Consider the following 20,853-nt stretch of genomic DNA (forward strand, 5'->3'; position numbering starts at 1 on the left):
GGGGCGCCCGAAGGCGCCCCTTCCTGTCTCCGGTAGGGAAGGTGCCGCTCAGCGCAGCACGATCTCGACGCGGCGGTTCTGCGGCTCGCGCACGCCATCCGCGGTCGGGACCAGCGGGCGGCTCTCGCCGAAGGCGGTGACCATGATCTCGTTGCGGCTCACGCCCTGGCGAACCAGCTCGGCCGCGACCGCATCGGCGCGGCGCTGCGACAGGCGCTGGTTGTACTGCGGCGTGCCGGAGCGGTCGGCATGGCCGGCCACCTCGATGCGCGTCGCCTGCACGCGGCGGGAGTTCTGCGCCGCCTCGCTGATGATCTCGCGGGCGCGGGTGGTGAGGTCCGCCCGATCCCAGTCGAAGAACACCAGATAGGTCCGCGCCGGGGCCGGGGCCTGCGCTGCCTGCGGCGGAGCGGAGACGACCGGCGGCGGGGCCGGCGGCGGCTGGAACAGCGCGTAGCGCAGGCCGAGCATGACCGAGTGATTGTACTTGTCCGTCTCCAGCCTGGTGCTCGCCAGGATGCGGTTCGCCCCGTCCCGAATCGAGCCCTTCACCTCGCTTTCCAACAAGCCGAAGAAGCGGTACTCGGCGGTCAGGGTCAGGCCGGTAACGCCGAGCCAAGTCAAGGGCGTGGCAAGGCCGAAGATGCCCTGGAAGGCGAAGCTGCCATCCCCGATGCTCTGCGCATCGTCCGCGTGCAGTACCAGGCCAGTTCCGGCGCTGACTCCGCGGATGTTGTGGTACTCGGTCAGGGCATAGCCGGCACCGATACCGATATAGGGCTGGACGATGCTCTGTCCGAGGCCAAAATTGGCGAAGTCGAAGTCGTAGAAGACGTTCGCCATCACGCCATAGGAGCGCTGGAAGCCGCCGGTCCGAGCGAGGGGCGCGAGGCCGAAGCCGCGGAGGCTGTCAACCTCGTTCTCGCGGTAATTGCCTTCGATCTCGGCCCGAAACCCGTTGCCGAAACCCCAACCCAGGCTGAGGACGCCGGCCCATCCGGTGTTGAAATTAGCCTTGCCAACAGTGTTCCGCGTGCCGCCGAGAACAATGCCCTCGGAAGCTGGTTCGAAGCGCTCAGGGTTGCTTACCCAGTTAGCGCCGGCGCCGACGCCAATGTATAGGCCGCTCACCGGCTGGGCGCTCGCCGTGCCAAGCGAGGCCAGCAGGGGCGCCGATACCAGGGCGGTGGCCAGCAGTGCCCTTTTTAGACTCATCAGTATGCGCTCCACGCAAGAGACACACCCCGTCGGGGACCGGCCATCGGTTCGGACGCGGGGTGCGTTCCCTCGCTTGAAGAAAATATTTGGGGGATGGTTCAGTGCCGAAAACGCGACCAGCACAGATGTGGCACAGAAGGCACAATCTGGTTGCGCGCGGATACCAGAAACAAGGTCGTCTTGCGCGCTAGCGTACAATCCAATCAAGATGAACGAAAAAGGGGCGCCCGAGGGCGCCCCTTCCTGTCTCCGGTGGAGAAGGTGCCGCTTAGCGCAGCACGATCTCGACGCGGCGGTTCTGCGGCTCGCGCACGCCATCCGCGGTCGGGACCAGCGGGCGGCTCTCGCCGAAGGCGGTGACCATGATCTCGTTGCGGCTCACGCCCTGGCGAACCAGCTCGGCCGCGACCGCATCGGCGCGGCGCTGCGACAGGCGCTGGTTGTACTGCGGGGTGCCCGAACGGTCGGCATGGCCGGCCACTTCGATGCGGGTGGACTGCACGCTGCGGGCGGCGCCGGCGGCCTCGGAAATGATCTGCCGGGCGCGGTCGGTCAGGTCCGCACGATCCCAGTCGAAGAAGACCAGGTAGGTGCGGGCGACCGTCGGCGCCGGGGCAACCGGCGGGGCGGCCACGACCGGCGGCGGGGCAACCGGCGCGTTGAAGGCGTAGCGGATGCCGATCAGCGCACTGTGGTTGTAGTTGGTCGGCTTGTAGTTGCCGACGGCCGGGCCGACGACCGTGGTGCGGTCGACGTTCAGCGACGGCTCCAGCGTGCCGTAGAAGCGGTACTCGGCGGTGAGGGCGAGGCCCGGAACCGGCAGGGCGAAGGCGGCGCCGGCGATGCCCTGATAGGCGAAGCGGCCGTCCGTGTCCTCGATCCGGTAGCGGCTGCCGCCCGGGCCGGCGAGGTTCGCCTTGTCGACATCCACCCAGCCATAGCCGACGCCCACGCCGAGATACGGCGTCACCGGCAGGCCGAGGTTGAAGTCATAGACGACGTTCGCCATCGCGGCGTAGTTGCGCAGGTAGCCGCTGGTGCCGACCAGCCCACCGCCGGAGATGCGGCGGATGTCGTTGCTGCGGTAGCTGCCTTCGAGCTCGGCACGGAGGCCGTTGCCGAAGCCCCAGCCGATGGCCACGAGGCCAACCGCGCCGACATCGTCGAACTTCGTCTTGAAGCCGTTGTTGTCCGACACCTGGTGGAAGTTCAGACCACCGCCGGCCCCGATATAGAGCCCGGAAACCGGCTGCGCCTGCGCGGCAACCGGCAGCGCCAGCACCGTCGCGGCCAGGAGGGCCTTCCTGAGGGTCATCGAAATCTCTCCTCGATTCACAAAACGCTTGCGTCGCGACGCCTACCGCGGAGTTGAGGCGGCGCCAGCGCTGCGTTTGAGGAACCTAGCACCACCAGCCCGAACCTGCATCGGGTCCCGGACCAATTCCGGATCGATGTGGCAGGGACGCAACAGCCGGGGATGGCAAATACATCACAGCCCCAGAAGAGCCGTGGAATCCTCCAAGGTGGAAAGGCTGCCGAGTGGCAGCAACCTGTTGGCATGGCCCAATTTCCGGCCCGGACGAGCCTCGGACTTGCCGTACCAGTGCGGCACGACCTCGGGATTCCGCAGCAGGCCGGGCCAGCGTGCCAGGCCGTCTGGGCCGACCAGGTTTTTCATGACGACATCGTGATGCCGTGCGGGCGATGCGAGCGGCAGGCCGGCAACGGCCCGCACATGCTGCTCGAACTGGCTCGCGGCGCAGCCATCCATGGTCCAGTGCCCGGAATTATGCGGCCGCGGGGCGATCTCGTTGCCGAGCAGGCGGCCGTCCGGCAGCACGAACAGCTCCAGCGCCAGCACCCCCACCAGCCCGAGCGACTCGGCCACGCGCAGGGCATGGCCCCGCGCCGCGTCGGCGATGGCAAGACGGGCGGGAGCGAAGCTGAGGTCGAGGATGTGGTCGCGGTGCCGATTCTCGACGGCGTCATAGACCGCCATCGCGCCATCCGCGCCGCGGGCGGCGATGGCCGAGACCTCGGCGACGAAGGGAACGAAGGCCTCGAGGATCAGCGGCTTCGGCGCCAGCCGGGCGAAGGCGGCAGCGGCGTCCTCCGGCCGGCGGATCACCGCCTGGCCACGGCCGTCATAGCCCAGCCGGGTGGTCTTCAGCACCGCGGGCAGGCCGATCCCGGCGATGGCGGCGGCGAGCCCCGCCTCGTCCTCCACCGCGCGCCAGGGCGCGACGGGGACGCCGGCGCGCTCGAGGAAGGCCTTCTCAGCGAGCCGGTCCTGGCAGATGCGCAGGACCTCGACGCCGGGCCGGCAGGGGGCGAGGGGGGCGAGGGCGGCCAGGGTCCCGGCCGGGACGTTCTCGAACTCGAAGGTGACGACATCGACCGCGGCGGCGAAACGCGCGAGGGCGGCCGCATCCTCATAGGGGGCGATCGTGGCGGCGGCAGCCACCTGCATCCCAGGGCTCTCCGCCTCGGGCGCATAGACATGGCAGCGATAGCCGAGCCGTGCGGCCGCCATGGCCGACATCCGCCCGAGCTGGCCGCCGCCGAGGATGCCGATGGTGCTGCCGGGGGACAGCGGCGCGCTCATGCCGGCTCCTCCGGAACGCCCTCGGTCTGCGCCGCGCGCCAGGCATCGAGCCGGCCGGCGAGGTCCGGGTCGGAGAGGGCGAGGATGGCGGCGGCCATCAGACCGGCATTGATGGCGCCCGCGCGGCCGATGGCGAGCGTCCCGACCGGGATGCCGCCCGGCATCTGGACGATGGAGAGGAGGCTGTCCATGCCCTTCAAACTGTGGCTTTCCACCGGAACGCCGAGCACGGGCAGGGGCGTCATCGCCGCTGCCATGCCCGGCAGGTGCGCCGCCCCGCCGGCCCCGGCGATGATCACCTTGAGCCCCCGCCCGCGCGCCTCGGTGGCGTAGCCGTGCAGGCGCTCCGGCGTGCGATGGGCGGAGACGACCCGCGTCTCGTGCGGGATGCCGAGCTTCTCCAGCACCTCGGCGGCATGGCGCATCGTCTCCCAATCGGAGCGGCTGCCCATGATGACGCCGACCAGGGGACCAAGGGAGGCGCTCATGCGCTGATATCGGGCAGCAGCCGGCTTTCCAGCCAGGCGATCTCGTCCTTCAGCTTCAGCTTGCGCTTCTTGAGGCGCTGGACCTGGAGCTGGTCCGTCAGGCTGTCCGACAACCGGGCGATGACTGTGTCGAGGTCGCGATGCTCGCTGCGCATCTCGTGCAGGCGTCGCAACAGGCTCTCTCGGTCATCGAGCATCGGCGTGCAGGCTCGTGGCTGGACGGTGAAGGAAAAGGTGCAATCCGGGCGCGGAGGCCATTACCATGCCCTGGCGCGGGCGCAACAGCGGGCGATACGTCGCTGCTGCGCTCCGGCGCGGCACAGGACGGAAAAGGAGATGTCCGCATGATGACTTCGCCACGGCTCCGGTCCCTCGAAGACAAGCATGCCATCCTGGAGCGGGAGATCGGCGCTCAGGGCGCCCGGCCCCGACCGGATGAGCTGGAGCTGGCGCGGCTCAAGCGGGAGAAGCTGCGGTTGAAGGAAGAGATCGAGAAGCTGCGACGGACCAACTAGGCCGCCCTGGGCGCGGCCGGATCGCGCCGGCCGCGCCGCCTCAGGCCGCCGAATCCTCGGCGGTGTCCGCCAGCGGGGGCGGCACTGCGCCCGGGCGCTCGCCGGCGGCGATCAGCGCGGCATTCAGGTCCGACTGGGTGCAGAGGCCGAGGATCACCGGGTCCCGCGGCTTGATGTTGGCGCTGTTCCAATGCGTCCGGTCGCGCACCTTGGCGATGGTGTCCTTGGTGGTGCCGAGCAGCTTGCCGATGGCGGTATCGGAGAGCTGGGGATGATGCCGGATCAGCCAGGCGATGCCGTCCGGCCGGTCGTTGCGCTTGGATACCGGGGTGTAGCGGGCACCCTTGCCGCGGGCCTTCGGCACCGGGAGGCTGGAGGACTGGATCTGAAGCCGGAGCGCGGGATCGGCCTCGCAACGGGCAATCTCCTCGCGGCTGAGCTGGCCGTTCAACACCGGGTCGTAGCCGATGATGCCCTGGGCGACCTCGCCATCGGCGATCGCCTGAACTTCCAGCGGATGCATGCCCACGAAATCGGCGACCTGTTCGAAGGTCAGGGAGGTCTTGTCGATCAGCCACACGGCGGTGGCCTTCGGCATCAGCGGCTGGGTCATGGAACGAACCTATCAGAGCAGTGCCGTCGGGGCGGGGCCCTTCACTGCGGCTTGGCGTGGCATATAGAGGCGGCATCGGGCGGGGTCAAAGCCCGCCGGTAACATGAGGTGCCGCATGATCGAGGAGGAAACCCCCCGCCCCGCCGCCAGGCGCTTCGCCCCGGCGGTGCTGGACCGCTGGGATGTGGCGGAGCTGCAACGCTACATCGCCGAATTGCAGGCCGAGATCGCCAGGGCGGAGGCCGCCATCGCGGCGCGGCAGGCGCATCGCAGCGCGGCGGATGCCTTCTTTAGGAAGCCTGAGTAGCAAAAAAGCCGGCGGGGTCGCCCCCGCCGGCCGGTCAGAGCCTGTCTGCCTGAGTTAGGCAGCCTGGGCCTGCGGCGCCTGATCCTGGCTGCCCTCGTTCGTGATCACCGGGCGGCCGGGCTGCACCGGGATGCGGCGGGGCTTCAGCGCCTCGGGCACCACGCGCTTCAGCGAGAGCTGGAGCAGGCCATGCTCGAGATTCGCGCCATCGACCACGATATGGTCGGCCAGTGCGAAGCGGCGCTCGAAGGCGCGGCCGGCGATGCCGCGATGCAGGTAGCTGCGGCCTTCCTCGGCCTGCGGGGCGCGGCCGGCGACGGTCAGCACATTGTCCCGTGCCACGATCTCGAGGTCGTCCGGGCCGAAGCCGGCGACGGCCATGGTCAGGACGTAGCTGTCCTCACCGAGCTTCTCGATGTTGTACGGGGGATAGCCCTGCGGATCCTGCGAGGCACGCGCGGTCTCGAGCGTGCGGGCCAGCCGGTCGAAGCCGATGGCGGTGCGGAGCAGCGGGGCGAAATCGAGGGTGTTCATACGCGGAACCTCCTTGAGGGAAGCAAGGTCCTGGTTGAGCCGGCGGCTCCTGCCCCCATCGGCCCCGTCCGGGCGCCGCGGATGGCGGTGAACCGCGCCAGAAGCCCCATTCGGGCGCCCCTGACAACGCTGAAATTAGCAAACGCCGCCCCCCCGTTCAAGGGGGCAGCGTTGCCGGAAAGCGCAGGTCCCGAAGCGGCGCGGACTACTTCTTGCGGGCGCCGATGCCGGCGAATTTCTTGTTGAACTTGGCGACTTGGCCGCCGGTATCCATCACGCGCTGCACGCCGGTCCAGGCCGGGTGCGACTTCGGATCGATGTCGAGGCGGATGGTATCGCCTTCCTTCCCGTAGCAGGACCGCGTCGTATAGGTGGTCCCATCGGTCATGACGATGGTGATGTCGTGGTAGTCGGGATGGATATCGGGCTTCATGGCGCGCTCGCGGAAGGGGGCGCAGCCGATACCGACCGGCCGCGGGAAGCGGGGCGTATAAGGGAAGGCGAGGGACGGCGCAACCTCATCGCCGCCCATGCCGCCCGCCGCGGAAATGTCCGCCGCCATGGAAGCCTCCAGGGAAACCCCGGTGGAAGCCGCCACGGCCGAAATGCCCCCCGCGGTAGTGGCCCCGATGGCCGCCCCACCAGTAGCCGCGGCGGATGCCGATCCCAAGGCCGACCGCGGGGCCACCCCAGGCCCAGGGATAGGGGTCGTAATAGGCATAGGTCTCCGGCGGCGACACCCAGGGAAGCTGCTCCGGGCCCCAGGGCGGCCCGTGCTCCCATTCATGCGCGGCAACGACCTCGGGATTGGGCAGGGAGGTGGTGCTCCGGCTGGCGCATCCCGCCAGGCCGACCAGCAGCGACAGCGCCAGGGCCGCGTGTTTCAGGACCATGGGGCAGTATATGGGGAGGGCCTCATGCCGGCGCCATTTCCCCGCGCTCGATCACAAAGGTCGCCTGTACGAGGGACCGCAGCAGCTCCGGATTGCTCTCGGTGATGAGGATGGCGACATCGGGCAGGGCCTGGCGCAGCCGGGCCAGCGCCTCGGCGTAGCGGAGGGCAAGCGCCGGGGCGAGGCCCTGGAAGGGCTCGTCCAGCAGCACCGCCCGGGTGCCGACCATCAGCGCCCGGCCGAGCGCCACCATCTTCCCCTGGCCGCCCGAGAGGCCCGCGGCGCGGCGCGGCGCGAGGTCGCGCAGTTCCGGCAGGAGGGTGAAGACCGCCTCCAGCCGCCGCGCCGTCTCGGCCGCGGGCAGGCGGAGCACCTGGGCCGGCAGCAGCATGTTCTCCCGCACCGAGAAACTGCCGAAGAGCCGCCGCTCCTCCGGCGCATAGCCGATGCCGAGGCGGGCGCGGTGATGGGCCGGCACCGCGGTCACCTCCTGCCCATCGATGGCGATGCGGCCTGCGCGGGCGGGCACCAGGCCCATCAGGGTGCGAAGGGTCGTCGTCTTGCCGGCACCGTTGCGGCCGATCAGCGCCACGCGGCCGCCGGGCGGGACCGCCAGCGAGACGCCGCGCAGGACGGGGATGCCGGCGATGTCGGCGGAGACGCCGGAAAGCTCAAGCATCGGCCGCGATCCCGATCACCTCGCGCCGCACCTTCGGGTCCGCCAGCACCTCGCCGGGCGGGCCGAGGGCGGCGATGCGGCCCTGGCTCCACACCGCCACGCGGTCGGCGAAGCGGGCGACCACGTCCATGTCGTGCTCGACGAAGACGGCGGTGACGCCGGTGCTGCGCAGCACCCGGACCAGCGTCTCGACGATCGCCATCTTCTCGGCCGCGGCGACGCCACTGGTGGGCTCGTCCATCAGCAGCAGGCTCGGCTCGAGCGCGACGGCCATGGCGATGTCGGCCAGCTTGCGGGCGCCCTCGTTCAGCGCATCGGCCCGGGACGAGGCCACGGCGCGGAGGCCGAAGCGGTCCAGCAGGTCCATCGCCTCGTCGCGCCAGCGCGGGCGGAGCAGAGGAGTGAGGGGGGACCAGATCCCCCGCCGCGCGGCGATGGCGAGTGCAGCATTCTCGAGCACCGTATGCTCGGAGAAGAGCTGGGGCAGCTGGAAGCTGCGGCCGACGCCGCGCTTGACGATGGCACGCGGCGAGAGGCCGAGGATCGGCCTGCCGTCGAACTCGATCCGCCCGGCCTGGGGGCGGAGATAGCCGGTCGTCATGTTGATGAAGGTGGTCTTGCCGGCGCCGTTCGGCCCGATGATGGCAAGGAACTCGCCATGCCGGACATCGAGGTCGATGCCGTCCGCCGCCTTGACGCCGCCGAAGGCGAGGCGGAGGCCCTTCGCGGAAAGAAGCACCTCGCTCATGTCCGCCACCGCCGCGACAGCAGGCCCCAGACGCCGCCCGGGGCGAAGAGGATGACGAGCAGCAGCACCGCGCCGAGGATCATCTGCCAGGCCTCGGCGACGGCCGCCGCGGCGTAGACCCGGACCAGCTCGAAGGCCACCGAGCCGAGGAAAGGGCCGAGCGCGCTCCCCGCCCCGCCGAGGATGGCGATGAAGACCAGCTCGCCCGAGGAGGTCCAGTAGGCGATCTGCGGCGTGACGTGGCGCGTCGTCATGGCGATGAGCGCGCCGCCCACGCCGCCCATCAAGGCCGAGAGCACATAGGCGAAGAGCAGGACGCGGCGCGCCGGCACGCCCATGAATTCCAGCCGCGTCTCCCGCGTCTTGATGCCCGCGAGCGCCCGCCCCATCGGCGAGGCGAGGTAGGACCGGACCAGCAGCCCGAAGAGGATGGCAAGCCCGAGCGCGATGCCGAAGACGATCCATTCCTGCGTGCCGCGCTCCGGCTCCGTGCCGGCGAAGCTGAGGGCGGCGACGCGGATGCCGTCCGTCCCCTTGGTGAGGGCATAGAGCTTCTCCAGCAGCGAGTAGAGCACCATGGCGAAGGCCAGGTTCAGCATGCCGAAGAAGATGTCGCGGTAGCGCACCAGGAAGAGGCCGATGACGAGGCCGACCACGGTTGCGATCAGCGCCGCCGCCGGCAGCAGCAGCAGCACCTCGTTCTCCGAGGGAGCGAGGAAGGCGACGGCATAGGCCCCGAGCGCCAGGAACATCGAATGGCCGAAGCTCACCTGCCCCGCCCGCAGCAGCAGCAGGATGCCGAGCACGGCGATGCCCTTGGCGAGCGCGATGGTGAGGACGAATTTCAGCCAGGGCACCGCCCAGGCGCAGGCGACGAGGCCAGCGGCGCCGAGCGCGGCGAGCAGGCTCTCGCGCCTCATACCCGCCTTGTCTCGATCACGCCGAAAAGCCCCTGCGGCCGGACCAGCAGCACCGCCACCATGATGAGATAGGGCACCACCACCTCGAATTCCGGAGCGAAGTAGACGGCGATGCTGCGGCCGAGGCCGATCAGCAGCGCGGTCAGCGCCGCGCCCTCGATCTGGCCGAGCCCGGCCGTCGCCACCACGGCGAAGGACAGCACGATGGTCTGCGCCCCGATGCCCGGCACCAGCGCCGTGGTCGGCGAGGCGAGCGCCCCGCCGAGCGCCGCCAGCCCCGCGCCGAAGCTGAAGGTCAGCAGGGTGATCCGCGCGGCGTCGATGCCCATGGCCGTCGCCGCCTCCTTGTCCGTCGTCACCGCGACGATGACGCGGCCGGTCAGCGTCCGCCGCAGGAACCAGGCGAGGCCGATCAGCGTCGCCAGCGCGATCCCGGGGATGACGAAGAGCTGGTAGGCGGTGAAGGGGATGACATCCTCGCCGAAGGGGATGTCGACGGTGCCGAGGAATTTCAGCGGCGCATCCTGCGAGACCGGCTGCACGCCCCAGACCAGCTTCTGCACATCCTCGAGGATCATGAAGAGGGCGAAGGTGACGAGGAGCTGCAGCACATCTTCATGCCCGTAGATGCGGCGCAGCAGCAGCCGCTCGATCAGCGGGCCGAGCACGGCGCCGACCGCAACCGCCGCCAGCACGAGCGCCGCATAGCCCGCCCAGGCGGGCAGGCCCTGCGCCGCGAAGAACAGGCCGATCGAGGCCGCCGTATAGGCGCCGATGGCGAAGAGGCTGCCATGGGCGACGTTGACGATGCGCAGCACGCCGAAGACGAGGTTCAGTCCGACGGCCACCATGAAGACCAGCGCCGCATTGGCGAGGCCATCCAGCAGCGCGAGGCCGAGGAGCAGGCTGTTCTCGGCGAGCCAGTCCCCCATCACCCGGCGATCGGCGCCGGGATCTTGGCGAGGAATTCGGGCGTCAGCGTCTTCAGCCAGTCGACGCTCTTCTGCCCGACCGGCGTCGAGACCATGGCGGCGGGGAAGAGGATCATGTCCTTCGGCACCGCGAAGGGATAGGTCTGGTTGAAGCTGCTGAGGCCGACGATCTGGTCCTCCAGCCCCTGGCCGTCCTCGCGCAACGCTATGCTGGAGGTCGGCGTGTCGAAGGTGAGGCCACGGAAGGCCGCCGCCAGCTCCTGGTCATTCGGCCAGCCGCCGCCCTTGGCCGCGATGGCCTTGGCATAGGCCGCCTGCGTGGCCGAGATGGCCTGCGCCATGTGGTGGCAGGGATAGATCGGGTACTCGTTGTACTTCGCCCGGTAGGCATCGACGAAGCGCTTCAGCCGCGCCGGGTCCTTGGGCGAAGGGTGGTTGTTCCAGTGGTCGCCGCGGGTGCCGATGATATGCCCGGCCGGCATGGTGCGGCCGAGGGTTGGCAGGGAGGGTTCGCTGACCGGCAGCACGAAGGTCGAGCGGTCGAAGAGCCGCCGCTCGGCGGCTTGCCGGACGAGGGTGACGAGGTCACCGCCCCAACTGGTCGAGAGGATCACGTCGGGCCGCGCCGCGAGCAGCCGCGTCACCTCCGTGCTGTAGTCGGTGGCGCCGAAGCGGGGGAACATCTCCGCCACCACCCGGACGCCGGGCTTGAGGACGTCCATCGCCGTCTTCCACAGCTCCCAGCTGTCGCGGCCCCAGGCGTAATCCTGGTTGATCACCGCCAGCGTCCGGAAGTCCGGCTTGTGCTTCAGGAGATAGAGCAGCGGCGCCAGCACCTCCGGCGTGCCGTAGCCCTGGGTGCGGAAGGCATAGGGGTGCGGACCTTCCTCGAAGATGCGCTGGGTACCGCAATCCCAGAGGATCGTCGTCTTCTTCATCTCGTCCGAGAGCGGCGTGCAGGCGAGGCAGGAGCCGGAGGAGATGGAGGCAAAGATGAGCTGCACGCCCTCGTTCTGGATGAGGCGGCGGTATTCACCGACGAGGTGGTCCGTCCCCGGCGCCTCGTCGACGAAGATCGGCCGCACGGGCACGCCGCCGATGCCGCCTGCCTTATTCAGCTCCTCGAAGAGCAGCTCCCCCGCCTGCTTCGCCGGCACGCCGAAGACGCTGGCCGAGCCGGAAAGGAAGGTCGTGATGCCGATCCGCAGCTCGCTCGGCTTGCCTTGCGCCTTCGCGCCGCGGCCAGCGAAGAGCAGGCTTCCGGCGGTGGCGCCGGCGCCGAGCATGGCGGTGCGGCGGGTGACGGCCTCGGTCATGGCGGACGGATCCTCTCCCAGGGACGCCCGGTGTGTCCCGGGTTCGATGCGCGAGCATGCCGGGCCGCGGCGCGGGAGGGAAGGGGGCGGCGGGCGGTTTCCGCGCTGCCGGGGATGGCCTAGCATCCTCGTGTGAACATCCTTTCGATCCAGTCCTGGGTGGCCTATGGCCATGTCGGCAATGCCAGCGCCGCCTTTCCGCTGCAGCGGCTGGGGGCGGAGGTCTGGGCGATCAACACGGTGCAGTTCTCGAACCATCCGGGGCATGGCGCGTTCCGCGGCTCGGTCTTCCCGGCGAGCCTGATCCGCGACTGCGTCCAGGGCATCGAGGAGCGCGGCGTCCTCCCCGCCTGCGATGCCGTGCTCTCCGGCTATATCGGCGATGCGGAGACGGGGGAGGCGGTGCTCGATGCGGTCGGCCGGGTGAAGGCGGCCAATCCGGCGGCACTCTATTGCTGCGACCCGGTGATCGGCGACGATGGCCGCGTCTATGTCCGCCCGGGCATCGCCGAGCTGCTGCGCGACCGCGCCCTGCCGCTCGCCGACCTCGCCACGCCGAACCAGTTCGAGCTGGAATGGCTCACCGGCGGCGCGGTCCGCACGCTGGCAGCGGCGAAGGCGGCAGTCACGGCGCTGCAGGCCCGCGGGCCGCGCTGCGTCATGGTGACGAGCCTCCGCACCGAGGAGACGCCGGCGGATGCCGTCGACCTGCTGGTGGGCGAGGGCGGGCGGTTCTGGCGGCTCAGGACCCCGCGGCTCGCCCAGGCCTTCAACGGGGCCGGGGATGCGATCGCGGCGCTCTTCCTCTTCCACCGGCTGCGCGGCGAGGCGGCGGGCGCGATGGCCGCCGCCGCCTCCTCCATCCACGGGCTGCTGCGGCGGACGATGGAAGCCGGCTCGCGCGAGCTGCTCACCGTCGCGGCGCAGGAGGAATTCGTGAGCCCGACCATCTGGTTCGAGCCCGAGGGCGTCTAGGGCCCTAGCCGATGCCGGCGAGCAGCTCGACGACCTTCTCAGGCGTCGGGATCTCGACGTCGTGCGGCACGGGCAGCTCGCGGTAGGTCCAGCCCGGCTTGGCCCGCGCCCGCTGCCGGCTCGGCTCGATCGAGGCGAGGGCGGGGTTGGTATAGGCCACATAGGTCACCGGCAGGCCGGCGCCGGCGGGCTTCATGAGCTCCACCGGGCTCTCATAGGTGCCGATCGGGTGCGGCCGCAACCGGCGCAGGAACCAGTCCTTGCCCGGCCCGGCCGGGATCGGGAAGGCGTCGGGCCCCGGCACGGGGAGCGAGACGCCGCCGCCCTGCTCGCGCGCCACCTGCCGGCGCTGGTCCGCCATGCCGGTGGGCAGGATGGTGAAGGCGGTGTCGCCATCCTCCGGGATCAGCGCATCGAGATAGACGACGTGGCGGATGCGGTCCGTCATGCGGTCGGCGACGCCGGTCACCGCCATGCCGCCGTAGGAATGGCCGACGAGGATGATGTCGCGCAGCTCCTCCGTCTCGATGGCATTGGCGACGTCCTGGATATGCGTCTCCACGGTGATCTGCCGTGCCATCAGGTGGCTGCGGTCGCCGAGGCCGGTCTGGGTCGGGGTGATGACGGCATGGCCCATGCGGCGCAGCCCGTTGGCAACATCGCGCCAGATCCAGCCGCCGCCATAGGCGCCATGCACCAGCACATAGGTCTTGCCGCCATCCTGGGCGGCGGCCTCTTGCGTGGCGCCGACTGCCGTCGCGACGGCGATGCCGCCCAGGATGGCCCTGCGGTCCATGTGACGTTTCCTCATGCTCGCGGTGAGGCGACGGAGGCTAGGGCAAAGCCGGATGGGATGGAATCCCCCGGGCCTCAGGCCCCGATGAAGGCGGTCGCCAGCCCCGCCGCATCGCCGCGGAGGGTGAAGATGCGCGTGCCCGGCTTCCGCCCCGTCCGCAGCGGCGAGACGGGGAGGCCCGCCGCCTCCAGCCGCGCATGGCATGCGCCGACGTCCGGCACGCGCCAGGTGAGGCCCCAGAGACTGTCCGGCCCCTCGCCGATCCCATCCGCCAGCGCGTGCGAGACCTCGATCACCAGCTCGCCGCAGCGGAAGAAGAGCAGCCGCATTCCCCAATCCGGATTGCTGCGGTCGAGCCGGAGCTCGAGCCCCAGCCGGCCGCCGAACAGGGCGAGCGTCCGCTCCGGGTCGGTGCTGCGGATGACGGCGTGGTCGAGCCGGATGGCGGAGGCCAGGCCTCCGCCCGCCCGCGCCGCGGCCAGCATGAGGTGCAGGCCACGGGCGGCGGCGGGATCGAGCGGGATCGGCGCCTCTTGCCGTTCCGGCATGGCGGGCAGGCCGCGGCGCTCAAGCAGGCGGAGGGCGCCCTCCGGCTCCGCCACGGCGAAGGCAAGGCCCGTCCGCCCCTCGGTCAGCACCAGCGCCGCATTGGCCAGCTCGAAGCGCGCCCAGCCCTCGCCACGCGTGGCGGCGGGTTGCTCGAACAGCACCTCGTAGGTGGCGATCGCGGCATCGAGCCGGGGCACCGCCACCGCCACATGGTCGAGGCCGAGGATCGACCCGGTGCTCCCCGCCACCGGCATCTAACTGCGGACCAGCGGGCAGCCGCCATCGGCGAGCGGCCGCATCGCCTGCTCCGCCTCGATGGTGCCGGCGAGGCGGTAGAGGTCCCATTCGGTCCGCACCTCGGCGGGCGCCTTCACCTCGAAGAGATAGACAGGGTGGATCTTGCGGCCGTCCTCCCGCACCCGGCCGGGGCCGAGGCAGTCGTCGTCGGTCGGCATCGCCTTCATGCGCTCGATGGCGGCACGGCCGGAGGCCTTGGCCTCCTTTAGGCCCATGTCGGCAGCGGCCTTCAGGTAGTGGATGACGGCCGAATAGGCGCCGGCATGGTTGGTGCTCGGGTAGATGTTCGTCGGCATCTTCGGCAGCACTCGCCGGGTGAAGGCGCGGGTACGGTCGTTGAGGTCCCAATAGAAGGGCTCGGTCAGCAGCAGGCCCTGCGCCGCCTCGGCCCCCATGGCGCGGACATCGCCAAGCAGGCAGAGCAGACCGACCAGCTTCATCCGTCGCGTCAGGCCGAATTCATGCGCCTGCTTCACGCAATTGACGGTGTCCGTCCCGGCATTGGCGAGGCCGAGCACCTTGGCGCGCGAGGCCTGGGCCTGCAGGAGGAAGGAGGAGTAGTCGGCTGTCTGCGGAAAGGGATAGCGCGACTGGCCGAGCACGCGGCCCCCGGCCGCCTCGACGGCGCGTGCCGTGTCGCGCTGCAGCGCGTGGCCGAAGGCGTAATCGGCGGTGAGGAAGAACCAGCTGTCGCCCCCGGCGCGGACCGCCGCGGTGCCGGCGCCATGGGCCAGCATCCAGGTGTCGTAGGTCCAATGGACGTGGTTCGGGCTGCAGCGCGGGCCGTGCAGGTCGGCGGTCGCCGGGCCGGTGGCGAGGAAGACCTTGTCCTTCTCCCGCGCCAGGTCGGCGACGGCGAGGGCGATGGCCGAGTTGTTCACCTCAAGGATCGCATCCACCCCGTCGCGGTCGTACCACTGCCGGGCGATGGCGGCGCCGACATCGGGCTTGTGCTGGTGGTCGGCATGCAGCACCTCGACGGAGACCGGCAGGCCGGCATCCGCGATCGCCTGGCGCACGCAGGCCATTGTGCCGAGGCCGGAGAGGTCGCGATAGGGCCCGGACAAATCACCGAGGATGCCGAGCCGCAGCACCGGCCCCGACTGCGCCCGGGCCGCACCGGCCCCGGCCAGCACGCCGCAGGCCGCCAGGAATTCCCGCCTTGTGTTGAGCATCGCCGCGTTTCTCTCCCGATCCTTGGCCGACAGCCTTGCGCCTGCCGGCGGGAGACGCAATGGGCCCCCCTCAGCCGGGGCGGAAACCCTCCATCACCCGCAGCATGTCGGGCCGGAGCGCGGCCCATTCCGCCACGGGCGCCGAGGCGATCAGCAGGAAGCTCCGCTCCTGCCCGTAGAGGCAGACGGCGCGGACCATCACCGCCTGCCGGCTGCCGATGCCCATGGCCTCGGTCTCGATGGCGGCGCCGGGCAGGCCGGCAAGCTGCACGCGCTCCTCCGCCGGGAGGGCGCCGAAGTGGAAGGGGCGGAAGGCGCGCAGCATCGCTGCCAGATGGCCGGGGCGGCGCGCCGGCGGCACCGGGCGCTGCACGCGGATCAGCACCATCCCCGTCTCCGGCGCCTCGCGGCTGGGGGCGCGGTCGCGCAGGATGGTCCAGCCGAGGACGCGGCCGCTGAGATGCAGGTGCTCGCCCTCCGTGACCTGGAAGGGCAGGGCGGCGGCGAGAAGAAGATGGCGTCGGTGCATGGCTATGGGCCCAAGCCTAGCCTTGGGCCCATTCGTTGCCCATCATGCCCGCCATCACCGGGAGATGATGGATGAAAGCCCTGCTGCGCGCCGCCGCCCTGCTGGCCGGCCTTGCCCCTCTCCTCGCCGAGGCGCAGCCTCAGAGCGCCGGGCCGACGCTGTCCGCGGTGCGGCAGCGGGACCTCCTGGTCTGCGGCACCTCGACGGGCGCCGCCGGCTTCTCCCTGCCCGACAGCCGCGGCGAGTATCGCGGCCTCGACAACGACCTCTGCCGGGCGCTGGCCGGGGCGGTGCTCGGCGATGCCGCCAAGATCCGTTGGGTGCCGCTGACCACCACGGCGCGGCTGCCGGCGCTGCAATCGGGCCAGGTCGACGTGCTGATCCGCACCGTCACCTGGACCCAGTCGCGCGACACGGCGAACGGGCTGAACTTCACCGGCGTCAGCTTCTTTGACGGCCAGGGCTTCCTGCTGCGGACCTCGCTCGGGCTGAAATCGGCGCTGGAGCTGGGCGGCGCCTCCATCTGCGTCGTCGCCGGCAGCACCAACGAGCTCAACCTCACCGACTGGGCGCGCACCAACCGGATCGACTACCGCCCCGTCGTCTTCGAGCAGAATGACGAGGCGCGGCGCAGCTACCTCGCCGGGCGGTGCGACGCCTACAGCACGGATGCGAGCCAGCTCGCCGGGCTGCGCGCCTCATTCCCGAACCCGGAGGAGCACGTAATCCTCCCCGAGATCATCAGCAAGGAGCCGCATTCACCGGTGGTTCGCCATGGCGACGACCAGTGGTTCGACATCGTCCGCTGGACCTTCTTCGCCCTGCTGACGGCGGAGGAGCTCGGCATCACCCAGGCCAATATCGACCGTTTCCTCGACAGCCAGAATCCGGAGGTGCGCCGCCTGCTCGGCCTCGTCGGCGACCATGGGCCGCTGATGGGGCTGGACCGGCGCTGGGCCTACTGGGCGATCAAGGCGGCAGGGAATTACGGCGAGATCTTCGAGCGCAACCTCGGCATGGGCAGCCCGATCGGGTTGCGGCGCGGGCTGAACGACCTCTGGACCCGCGGCGGGCTGATGTACGCGCCGCCGATCCGGTAGTCAGGGCCCGGGCACTGGCGGCGCCATCAGCCAAGCGGTCGCCGGGAAGGCGAGGGTGGCGATCACCGTCGAGAAGAGCACGACGGCCGAGACCTCCTCCGTCGCCGCCTGGTTGCGCTGGGCGAGGACGAAGGCGTTGGTCGCGGTCGGCATCGCCGCGAGCAGCACGCCGGACTGCACCCAGATCGGGGCGAGGCCCAGCGCCTGGCCCAGCACCAGCCAGACCAGCAGCGGGTAGAGCAGCAGCTTCGCCGCCACTGCCCCGCTCGCCACCGCCAGCAGCCGCCGGTCGATGCGCAGCCGGGCGAGGGTGCCGCCGAGGGCGAAGAGCGCCGTCGGCCCCGCCGCCCCGCCGAGGAAGCCGAGGAAGCGCTCCACCGCGCCCGGCAGCGGGATGGCCGCCGCGCCGAGCAGCGCCCCGCCACCGATCGCCAGCAGCACCGGGTTACGGATGAGGATGCGCCCGACGCGCCCGAGGGTGCGGAAGCCCGCGCCCGGCGCCATCAGCACCGAGCCGAGCGCCAGCACCACCGCCACCTCGGACATGATCGACATGGCGATCGGCCCCGCCCCGCGCTCGCCGAGCAGCGGCAGCAAGAGCGGCGGGCCGAGATAGCCGACATTGCCCATGGCCGCCGCCGCGCCGATCGCCGCCGCGGGGGCGCGGCGGCGGAAGGGCAGGGCGGCCGCCATCACCAGGGCGAAGACGGCCAGGCAGGCACCGAGATAGCCGAGGAAGAAGCCCGGGTCGAAGCTGCGGCCGAGCGGCTGGGCCGCCATCAGCCGCAGCAGCAGCGCCGGCAGGGCGAAGTGGAAGGAGAAATGGCCGACCGCATCGACCATGGCGGGCGAGATCGTCCCGCGCCACGCCGCCGCCCACCCGACCCCGATGACGGCGAAGATCGGCAGGCAGAGGGCGAGGAAGGCGATCACGCCGCCACCATAGCGGCAGCGGCAGGCCTGGGAAGCTTGCCCCCGCCCGGCCGCCGCGCTTCCCTGCCCGAAACAGCGGGGGGAGCGGGCGCATGGAATTCGGCATCGCCATGGCGACGGACGCCGAAAGCTGGCTGCTGGCGCAGCGGGCGGAGGAGCTCGGCTTCCGCTCCGCCTGGTTCTACGACACGCAGATGCTGAGCGCCGACCCCTTCGTCGCCATGGGCGCGGCGGCGGTGAAGACCAGCCGCATCCGGCTCGGCACCGGGGTGCTGATCCCCTCCAACCGCATCGCGCCGGTCACGGCCAATGCCTTCGCCTCGCTGAACAAGCTGGCGCCTGGGCGGGTCGACATGGGCCTCGGCACGGGCTTCACCGGGCGGCGGGCGATGGGGCTCGGCGCGATGAGGCTCAAGGAGTTCGAGGAGTATGTCCGGGTGATGCTCGCCCTCCTCGCCGAGGAGACGGTGGAGGCGGAGATCGAGGGGCAGCGGCGGAAGATCCGGCTGCTCAACCCCGATCTCGGCCTGATCGACACCAGGACGCCGATGCGCCTCCACCTCGCCGCCGCCGGGCCACGCGCCCGGGCGCTGACGGCGCGGCTCGGGGCGGGGTGGATCAACTTCTTCTCCGACGTCCCGGCCGCCGTCGCCATGCTGGGAGAAATGCAGCAGGCCTGGGCGGCGGCTGGCCAGGCCGGGGGCGACCTGCAGGCGACGGCCTTCGTCCTCGGCTGCGTGTTGGCGGAGGGCGAGCCAGCCGACAGCGCCCGCGCCGTGGTCCAGGCCGGGCCGCGTGCCGCCGTGCTGCTGCACCGGGCGGCGGATGAGGTGCTCTCCGGCCTGCCCAACATCACCCCGGTCCCGGAGAGCTGCCGCGCGGCCGTCGAGGGCTATGTGGCGCTCGCCCGGAGTTTCGAGCCGAAAGACGCGCCCTGGCTGCAGAACCACCGGGGGCACCTAATGTTCATCAAGCCCGAGGAGCGGCCCTTCGTCACCGCGGAGATGATCCGCATCAGCAGCTTCACCGCGACCGAGGCGGAGCTGAAGCGCCGCATCGGCGACCTCAGGGATGCCGGCTACACCGAGTTCACCGTCCAGATCGTCCCCGGCCAGGAGGCGGCGATCGAGGACTGGGCGCGGATCATGCGGGCTTTTCGCTGAGCGCTGCCTCCACGGCCGCCGCGGTGCGGAACAGCGCCGCATCCGCCATGGTCTCGCCGGTCAGCATCAGCCCGACCGGCGCCTCGCCAGGGCGATGGATCGGCAGGCTAATGCTGCAGCGGTCGAGGAAATTACCGACCGCCGTGTTCCGCAGCAGCAGCAGGTTGATGCGGTTGTACTCCGCCTCCTGCTCCACCTCGGCCAGCGCCGGGGGGATGATGGGGCAGGTCAGCGTCACCACCGCGTCGAACTCGGCGGTGCGGCGGGCGATGGCGGCTGAGAGCCGGGCGCGGGCGGCGACCAGGTCGATATAGTCGGCGGCGCCCATCCGCTCGCCGCGCCGGATGCGGGCGAGGATGCGCGGGTCGTACTGGCTGGCCTTCTCGGCGATCAGGGCGCGGTGCCAGGCCCAGGCCTCGCTGGCCGCGAAGCCGCCCGTCGCATTCACCGCCGGCAGTTCGGCAAGCTCCGGGATGTCGACCATCTCGATCCGCACTCCGGCGGCGGAGAGGCGGGCGAGGGCGCGCTGGAAGGCGTTGCCCACCACTGTGTCCAATCCATCGGTGAGGAAGGTGCCCCGCGGCAGGCCGAGGCGAAGCCCGGCCACCGGTCGTGCTTGCAGCGGCTGCGGGTTCTCCCCGCCGCTGATGATGGCATCGAGCAGATGGCAGCAGGCGACGCTCCGCGCCAGCGGCCCGACCGAATCGAGCGAGGGAGACAGCGGCAGCACGCCCGCGATAGGCACCCGCCGCGCCGTCGGCTTGTAGCCGACCACGCCGCAGAGCGCCGCCGGCACGCGGCAGGAGCCGCCGGTATCCGTCCCCAGCCCGCCGAAGCCCATATGATCCGCCGCCGCCACGCCGGCACCGGAGGAGGAGCCGCCCGGCAGCCGCCCCGTCGCCCGGTCCCAGGGCGAGCGCGGCGTGCCGTGATGCGGGTTCACCCCGAGGCCGGAGAAGGCGAACTCCACCATGTTGGTCCGGCCGATGACGACGAAGCCCATCCGCCGGAGCCGTGCCACCACCGGCGCGTCCTGCGCCGCCGCAGGCGCGTCCTTCAGCACGACGGAGCCGGCCGGGGTCGGGTGCCCGCGCTCGTCGAAGAGGTCCTTCACCGTGATGGGGATGCCGGCCCAGGGGCTCGGCGCACGGCCGGCACGACGCAGCGCGTCGATGGCGCGGGCCTCGGCGCGGGCGGCCGCGGCATGGACGGCGGTGAAGGTCCGGCGGCCCTCGCCGCCCGGGTCGGCGATGCGGTCGAGCGCGGCCTCGACCAGGGCCTCGGCGGAGATGCGGCCGCTGGCGAGGGCGGCCGCGGCATCGGCGATGTGCTGCATGGGCGGGATGCTGGCCAGGATCACCGGCCGCGGCAAGCCCGCTATGAATTAGTCCCGGTCGTTGGCGGCGGGAACCCGTTCGACCTCTTCCATCGCCAGCGGGAAGAGCAGGACGCCCAGCATCCAACCCTCGAGCAGATGGAACTCGGTTTCGCTTTCGTTCTCGTCGTCAGCCACGGATGTTGCCTTTCGCTGACGGGACCCTACCGACCACTCGTTGAGACATCGATAC

The 20,853-nt window shown here is 70.9% G+C and carries 26 protein-coding genes; 5 read left to right on the forward strand and 21 right to left on the reverse strand.

Annotated features, from left to right (window positions below; translation table 11 throughout):
* Positions 1-48 precede the first annotated feature (48 nt).
* The 5 genes from AC5JJ1_RS24905 to AC5JJ1_RS24925 all read right to left on the reverse strand — a co-directional run bounded on the left by AC5JJ1_RS24905 (position 49) and on the right by AC5JJ1_RS24925 (position 4,508).
* Positions 49-1,215 (reverse strand): OmpA family protein, encoded by a 1,167-nt coding sequence (locus AC5JJ1_RS24905; protein ID WP_495787815.1) that lies wholly within the window; start codon positions 1,213-1,215, stop codon positions 49-51.
* Positions 1,216-1,486: 271 nt separating this feature from the next.
* Positions 1,487-2,533, reverse strand: coding sequence for an OmpA family protein (locus AC5JJ1_RS24910; RefSeq protein WP_495787816.1), 1,047 nt, complete (start codon positions 2,531-2,533; stop codon positions 1,487-1,489).
* 174 nt (positions 2,534-2,707) lie between these two features.
* Entirely contained in the window at positions 2,708-3,823 is a 1,116-nt protein-coding gene (locus tag AC5JJ1_RS24915) for a 5-(carboxyamino)imidazole ribonucleotide synthase (protein ID WP_495787817.1), read from the reverse strand.
* The gene (gene purE / locus AC5JJ1_RS24920; RefSeq protein ID WP_495787818.1) at positions 3,820-4,311 is read right to left on the reverse strand and encodes a 5-(carboxyamino)imidazole ribonucleotide mutase; all 492 of its coding nucleotides are present in this window, start codon (positions 4,309-4,311) and stop codon (positions 3,820-3,822) included. Before purE ends, AC5JJ1_RS24915 begins: the two co-directional genes overlap by 4 nt.
* Positions 4,308-4,508 (reverse strand): YdcH family protein, encoded by a 201-nt coding sequence (locus AC5JJ1_RS24925; RefSeq protein ID WP_495787819.1) that lies wholly within the window; start codon positions 4,506-4,508, stop codon positions 4,308-4,310. Before AC5JJ1_RS24925 ends, purE begins: the two co-directional genes overlap by 4 nt.
* A gap of 147 nt (positions 4,509-4,655) precedes the next feature.
* Between AC5JJ1_RS24925 and AC5JJ1_RS24930 the strand changes: the two genes are divergently transcribed.
* Positions 4,656-4,826 carry a YdcH family protein gene (locus tag AC5JJ1_RS24930; RefSeq protein WP_495787820.1) on the forward strand — a complete coding sequence of 57 codons (171 nt, stop codon included), beginning with the start codon at positions 4,656-4,658 and terminating at the stop codon, positions 4,824-4,826.
* A gap of 40 nt (positions 4,827-4,866) precedes the next feature.
* On the opposite strand, the gene AC5JJ1_RS24935 is transcribed toward AC5JJ1_RS24930, so the two are convergent.
* Positions 4,867-5,439 (reverse strand): DUF1013 domain-containing protein, encoded by a 573-nt coding sequence (locus tag AC5JJ1_RS24935; RefSeq protein ID WP_495787821.1) that lies wholly within the window; start codon positions 5,437-5,439, stop codon positions 4,867-4,869.
* A gap of 115 nt (positions 5,440-5,554) precedes the next feature.
* On the opposite strand from AC5JJ1_RS24935, the gene AC5JJ1_RS24940 reads away from it, so the two are divergent.
* Positions 5,555-5,746 (forward strand): DUF1192 family protein, encoded by a 192-nt coding sequence (locus tag AC5JJ1_RS24940; RefSeq protein WP_495787822.1) that lies wholly within the window; start codon positions 5,555-5,557, stop codon positions 5,744-5,746.
* Positions 5,747-5,800: 54 nt separating this feature from the next.
* Here the strand turns inward: AC5JJ1_RS24940 and AC5JJ1_RS24945 are convergent, their stop codons facing one another.
* From AC5JJ1_RS24945 to AC5JJ1_RS24980, 8 genes are all read right to left on the reverse strand, one after another.
* Positions 5,801-6,280 (reverse strand): Hsp20 family protein, encoded by a 480-nt coding sequence (locus AC5JJ1_RS24945; RefSeq protein WP_495787823.1) that lies wholly within the window; start codon positions 6,278-6,280, stop codon positions 5,801-5,803.
* Positions 6,281-6,485: 205 nt separating this feature from the next.
* Positions 6,486-6,713 carry a 50S ribosomal protein L31 gene (gene rpmE / locus AC5JJ1_RS24950; protein ID WP_043339039.1) on the reverse strand — a complete coding sequence of 76 codons (228 nt, stop codon included), beginning with the start codon at positions 6,711-6,713 and terminating at the stop codon, positions 6,486-6,488.
* Positions 6,714-6,798: 85 nt separating this feature from the next.
* A complete protein-coding gene (locus tag AC5JJ1_RS24955) occupies positions 6,799-7,173 on the reverse strand; it encodes a hypothetical protein (protein WP_495787824.1) in 375 nt (124 codons plus the stop codon).
* 22 nt (positions 7,174-7,195) lie between these two features.
* Positions 7,196-7,852, reverse strand: coding sequence for an ABC transporter ATP-binding protein (locus AC5JJ1_RS24960; RefSeq protein WP_495787825.1), 657 nt, complete (start codon positions 7,850-7,852; stop codon positions 7,196-7,198).
* Complete coding sequence (locus AC5JJ1_RS24965; RefSeq protein WP_495787826.1) at positions 7,845-8,600, reverse strand: ABC transporter ATP-binding protein; 756 nt, start codon at positions 8,598-8,600, stop codon at positions 7,845-7,847. Before AC5JJ1_RS24965 ends, AC5JJ1_RS24960 begins: the two co-directional genes overlap by 8 nt.
* Entirely contained in the window at positions 8,597-9,520 is a 924-nt protein-coding gene (locus AC5JJ1_RS24970; RefSeq protein ID WP_495787827.1) for a branched-chain amino acid ABC transporter permease, read from the reverse strand. Before AC5JJ1_RS24970 ends, AC5JJ1_RS24965 begins: the two co-directional genes overlap by 4 nt.
* Positions 9,517-10,452, reverse strand: coding sequence for a branched-chain amino acid ABC transporter permease (locus AC5JJ1_RS24975; protein WP_495787828.1), 936 nt, complete (start codon positions 10,450-10,452; stop codon positions 9,517-9,519). Before AC5JJ1_RS24975 ends, AC5JJ1_RS24970 begins: the two co-directional genes overlap by 4 nt.
* Positions 10,452-11,768: an ABC transporter substrate-binding protein gene (locus AC5JJ1_RS24980; protein WP_495787829.1), complete on the reverse strand. Its 1,317-nt coding sequence runs from the start codon at positions 11,766-11,768 to the stop codon at positions 10,452-10,454. The genes AC5JJ1_RS24975 and AC5JJ1_RS24980 overlap by 1 nt, the downstream gene beginning before the upstream one ends.
* Before the next feature lie 132 nt (positions 11,769-11,900).
* Between AC5JJ1_RS24980 and pdxY the strand changes: the two genes are divergently transcribed.
* Positions 11,901-12,743 carry a pyridoxal kinase PdxY gene (gene pdxY, locus AC5JJ1_RS24985; RefSeq protein WP_495787830.1) on the forward strand — a complete coding sequence of 281 codons (843 nt, stop codon included), beginning with the start codon at positions 11,901-11,903 and terminating at the stop codon, positions 12,741-12,743.
* Between the two features lie 4 nt (positions 12,744-12,747).
* Here the strand turns inward: pdxY and AC5JJ1_RS24990 are convergent, their stop codons facing one another.
* The 4 genes from AC5JJ1_RS24990 to AC5JJ1_RS25005 all read right to left on the reverse strand — a co-directional run bounded on the left by AC5JJ1_RS24990 (position 12,748) and on the right by AC5JJ1_RS25005 (position 16,089).
* Entirely contained in the window at positions 12,748-13,539 is a 792-nt protein-coding gene (locus AC5JJ1_RS24990) for an alpha/beta hydrolase (protein WP_495787831.1), read from the reverse strand.
* A 74-nt stretch (positions 13,540-13,613) separates the two neighbouring features.
* Positions 13,614-14,342, reverse strand: coding sequence for a VOC family protein (locus tag AC5JJ1_RS24995; protein WP_495787832.1), 729 nt, complete (start codon positions 14,340-14,342; stop codon positions 13,614-13,616).
* Entirely contained in the window at positions 14,343-15,560 is a 1,218-nt protein-coding gene (locus AC5JJ1_RS25000) for an ABC transporter substrate-binding protein (protein WP_495787833.1), read from the reverse strand.
* Positions 15,561-15,630: 70 nt separating this feature from the next.
* Positions 15,631-16,089, reverse strand: a complete 459-nt coding sequence (locus AC5JJ1_RS25005; RefSeq protein WP_495787834.1) for a hypothetical protein — start codon at positions 16,087-16,089, stop codon at positions 15,631-15,633.
* Positions 16,090-16,160: 71 nt separating this feature from the next.
* On the opposite strand from AC5JJ1_RS25005, the gene AC5JJ1_RS25010 reads away from it, so the two are divergent.
* Positions 16,161-17,189 carry an amino acid ABC transporter substrate-binding protein gene (locus tag AC5JJ1_RS25010; RefSeq protein WP_495787835.1) on the forward strand — a complete coding sequence of 343 codons (1,029 nt, stop codon included), beginning with the start codon at positions 16,161-16,163 and terminating at the stop codon, positions 17,187-17,189.
* Here AC5JJ1_RS25010 and AC5JJ1_RS25015 read toward each other — a convergent pair whose 3' ends face one another.
* Complete coding sequence (locus AC5JJ1_RS25015; RefSeq protein WP_495787836.1) at positions 17,190-18,122, reverse strand: AEC family transporter; 933 nt, start codon at positions 18,120-18,122, stop codon at positions 17,190-17,192.
* Between the two features lie 92 nt (positions 18,123-18,214).
* Here AC5JJ1_RS25015 and AC5JJ1_RS25020 point away from each other — a divergent pair, with 92 nt between their 5' ends.
* A complete protein-coding gene (locus AC5JJ1_RS25020) occupies positions 18,215-19,285 on the forward strand; it encodes an LLM class flavin-dependent oxidoreductase (RefSeq protein ID WP_495787837.1) in 1,071 nt (356 codons plus the stop codon).
* Here AC5JJ1_RS25020 and AC5JJ1_RS25025 read toward each other — a convergent pair.
* Positions 19,266-20,645, reverse strand: coding sequence for an amidase (locus AC5JJ1_RS25025; RefSeq protein WP_495787838.1), 1,380 nt, complete (start codon positions 20,643-20,645; stop codon positions 19,266-19,268). The two genes, AC5JJ1_RS25020 and AC5JJ1_RS25025, sit on opposite strands and share 20 nt — an antisense overlap.
* A gap of 24 nt (positions 20,646-20,669) precedes the next feature.
* Positions 20,670-20,798, reverse strand: coding sequence for a hypothetical protein (locus tag AC5JJ1_RS25030; RefSeq protein ID WP_495787839.1), 129 nt, complete (start codon positions 20,796-20,798; stop codon positions 20,670-20,672).
* Positions 20,799-20,853 lie beyond the last annotated feature (55 nt).

The organism is Belnapia sp., from assembly GCF_059504005.1.

Excerpts from the sequence above, each read along its gene's own strand:
- AC5JJ1_RS24930 (WP_495787820.1), top strand. The coding sequence starts at position 4,656 with ATGATGACTTCGCCACGGCTCCGGTCCCTCGAAGACAAGCATGCCATC.
- AC5JJ1_RS24915 (WP_495787817.1), bottom strand. The coding sequence starts at position 3,823 with ATGAGCGCGCCGCTGTCCCCCGGCAGCACCATCGGCATCCTCGGCGGC.
- AC5JJ1_RS25010 (WP_495787835.1), top strand. The coding sequence starts at position 16,161 with ATGAAAGCCCTGCTGCGCGCCGCCGCCCTGCTGGCCGGCCTTGCCCCT.
- AC5JJ1_RS24970 (WP_495787827.1), bottom strand. The coding sequence starts at position 9,520 with ATGAGGCGCGAGAGCCTGCTCGCCGCGCTCGGCGCCGCTGGCCTCGTC.
- purE (WP_495787818.1), bottom strand. The coding sequence starts at position 4,311 with ATGAGCGCCTCCCTTGGTCCCCTGGTCGGCGTCATCATGGGCAGCCGC.
- AC5JJ1_RS24995 (WP_495787832.1), bottom strand. The coding sequence starts at position 14,342 with ATGCCGGTGGCGGGGAGCACCGGGTCGATCCTCGGCCTCGACCATGTG.
- rpmE (WP_043339039.1), bottom strand. The coding sequence starts at position 6,713 with ATGAAGCCCGATATCCATCCCGACTACCACGACATCACCATCGTCATG.
- AC5JJ1_RS25005 (WP_495787834.1), bottom strand. The coding sequence starts at position 16,089 with ATGCACCGACGCCATCTTCTTCTCGCCGCCGCCCTGCCCTTCCAGGTC.
- AC5JJ1_RS24960 (WP_495787825.1), bottom strand. The coding sequence starts at position 7,852 with ATGCTTGAGCTTTCCGGCGTCTCCGCCGACATCGCCGGCATCCCCGTC.
- AC5JJ1_RS24965 (WP_495787826.1), bottom strand. The coding sequence starts at position 8,600 with ATGAGCGAGGTGCTTCTTTCCGCGAAGGGCCTCCGCCTCGCCTTCGGC.
- AC5JJ1_RS24905 (WP_495787815.1), bottom strand. The coding sequence starts at position 1,215 with ATGAGTCTAAAAAGGGCACTGCTGGCCACCGCCCTGGTATCGGCGCCC.
- AC5JJ1_RS24910 (WP_495787816.1), bottom strand. The coding sequence starts at position 2,533 with ATGACCCTCAGGAAGGCCCTCCTGGCCGCGACGGTGCTGGCGCTGCCG.
- AC5JJ1_RS24955 (WP_495787824.1), bottom strand. The coding sequence starts at position 7,173 with ATGGTCCTGAAACACGCGGCCCTGGCGCTGTCGCTGCTGGTCGGCCTG.
- AC5JJ1_RS24990 (WP_495787831.1), bottom strand. The coding sequence starts at position 13,539 with ATGGACCGCAGGGCCATCCTGGGCGGCATCGCCGTCGCGACGGCAGTC.
- AC5JJ1_RS24940 (WP_495787822.1), top strand. The coding sequence starts at position 5,555 with ATGATCGAGGAGGAAACCCCCCGCCCCGCCGCCAGGCGCTTCGCCCCG.
- AC5JJ1_RS24935 (WP_495787821.1), bottom strand. The coding sequence starts at position 5,439 with ATGACCCAGCCGCTGATGCCGAAGGCCACCGCCGTGTGGCTGATCGAC.
- AC5JJ1_RS24975 (WP_495787828.1), bottom strand. The coding sequence starts at position 10,452 with ATGGGGGACTGGCTCGCCGAGAACAGCCTGCTCCTCGGCCTCGCGCTG.
- AC5JJ1_RS25020 (WP_495787837.1), top strand. The coding sequence starts at position 18,215 with ATGGAATTCGGCATCGCCATGGCGACGGACGCCGAAAGCTGGCTGCTG.
- AC5JJ1_RS24945 (WP_495787823.1), bottom strand. The coding sequence starts at position 6,280 with ATGAACACCCTCGATTTCGCCCCGCTGCTCCGCACCGCCATCGGCTTC.
- AC5JJ1_RS24925 (WP_495787819.1), bottom strand. The coding sequence starts at position 4,508 with ATGCTCGATGACCGAGAGAGCCTGTTGCGACGCCTGCACGAGATGCGC.
- AC5JJ1_RS25000 (WP_495787833.1), bottom strand. The coding sequence starts at position 15,560 with ATGCTCAACACAAGGCGGGAATTCCTGGCGGCCTGCGGCGTGCTGGCC.
- AC5JJ1_RS24980 (WP_495787829.1), bottom strand. The coding sequence starts at position 11,768 with ATGACCGAGGCCGTCACCCGCCGCACCGCCATGCTCGGCGCCGGCGCC.